This is a genomic window from Pseudophaeobacter leonis (genome assembly GCF_002087335.1).
Classification (GTDB): Bacteria; Pseudomonadota; Alphaproteobacteria; order Rhodobacterales; family Rhodobacteraceae; genus Pseudophaeobacter; species Pseudophaeobacter leonis.
In genome coordinates this window covers 1-1,143 of the sequence record NZ_MWVJ01000043.1, presented here as the reverse complement: position 1 = coordinate 1,143, position 1,143 = coordinate 1, and the positions used below count along the sequence as shown (strand labels likewise).

4 protein-coding genes are annotated in these 1,143 nt (G+C 59.1%); all 4 read left to right on the top strand.

Features of this window, described 5'->3' with window-relative positions; translation table 11 throughout:
* A partial coding sequence (gene tnpA / locus B4968_RS23490; RefSeq protein WP_161492576.1) for an IS66-like element accessory protein TnpA occupies positions 1–334 on the top strand: 334 nt, incomplete at its 5' end.
* On the top strand, positions 331–678 hold the full coding sequence (tnpB, locus tag B4968_RS10730) for an IS66 family insertion sequence element accessory protein TnpB (protein WP_083098959.1): 348 nt from the start codon (positions 331–333) through the stop codon (positions 676–678). The genes tnpA and tnpB, both read left to right, overlap by 4 nt.
* 49 nt (positions 679–727) lie before the next feature.
* On the top strand, positions 728–1,036 hold the full coding sequence (locus B4968_RS10725; RefSeq protein ID WP_139792741.1) for an IS66 family transposase: 309 nt from the start codon (positions 728–730) through the stop codon (positions 1,034–1,036).
* Positions 988–1,143: IS66 family transposase zinc-finger binding domain-containing protein (locus tag B4968_RS26140; RefSeq protein ID WP_206601092.1), on the top strand; the 156-nt coding region annotated here is incomplete at its 3' end. The genes B4968_RS10725 and B4968_RS26140, both read left to right, overlap by 49 nt.

The following is a 1,143-nucleotide window of genomic DNA, read 5'->3' as shown; positions in this document are numbered from 1 at the left end:
CTGCTTGCAAACATGCGCGCCGGGGGTATCGGTGGCGCAGGTCGCACGGCGGTATGCGATGAACACCAATCTGATCCACAGGTGGCTGCGTGATCCAAAATTTGCGCCTGATCTGAAGGCCGTCGAAGACCAGATTGCCCCTGAGCCTTGCTTCCTTCCAGTTGAGATCGTTGACCGGCCTGTGACCGCAGAACCGGCCCCCACTCTTGCGGCTAATGCCGCACCCGGTCAAAGCGCGATTGAGATCGATATCGCAGGCGGTCATCAGCTGAGGATTGTCGGCAGCTATGATCCAGAAGCACTGGCCCGGCTCATCCGAGGTCTGTCTGTATGATCCCGGTTCCGGCGAACACGCGGGTCTGGCTGGCGGCGGGGGTAACTGACATGCGGCGGGGGTTTACGACGCTTGCGGCGCAGGCTGAACAAACGCTGAAGCAGGATCCGTTCACCGGCCATCTGTTTGTCTTCCGTGGTCGGCGCGGCGATCTGATCAAAATTATTTGGTGGGACGGGCAAGGCGCGTGCCTGTTCAGCAAGCGCTTGGAGAAGGGTCGGTTCGTGTGGCCATCGTGGAAGGAGGGTAAGAGCGCCCTGACCGCTGCCCAGTTGGCGATGCTGCTGGAAGGGATCGATTGGCGCGTTCCACGGCGCAGGTGGACGCCACTCAAGGCAGGATAAACGCCCGCATGGGATTCCCGCCGGACCGTTGTTTTGCTATGGTTTGGCCATGCTGGACGTCAACAAATCTCTGCCGAAAGACCCTGATGAACTGAGGCAGTTCACGGCTCTTTTGCTGGCAGAGGTGAAGGCACAAGCGGTCTTGATCGAGAAGCTGCGACATCAATTAGCAGCCCAGCGTCATCATCGATTTGGATCGTCATCCGAGAGCATCGAACAGCTTCAACTGGCGCTGGAAACAAGCGAGATCGCTGTTGCCAAGATGACGGCAAACTGCGTCTTCCCGACGAAGAACCAAAAGACAAACCCATGCGCCGCCCGATCCCCGATCATATCCCGCGCATGGAAGTTGAGTTGACGACTGGTGATGACGATTGCCCTCAATGCGGTGGTGGGCTGCGCCGCCTGGGCGAGGACGTCACCGAAGAGCTGGAATATGTACCTGGCCGCTTCATCGTGAACCGC

Excerpts from the sequence above, each read along its gene's own strand:
- tnpB (WP_083098959.1), top strand. The coding sequence starts at position 331 with ATGATCCCGGTTCCGGCGAACACGCGGGTCTGGCTGGCGGCGGGGGTA.
- B4968_RS10725 (WP_139792741.1), top strand. The coding sequence starts at position 728 with ATGCTGGACGTCAACAAATCTCTGCCGAAAGACCCTGATGAACTGAGG.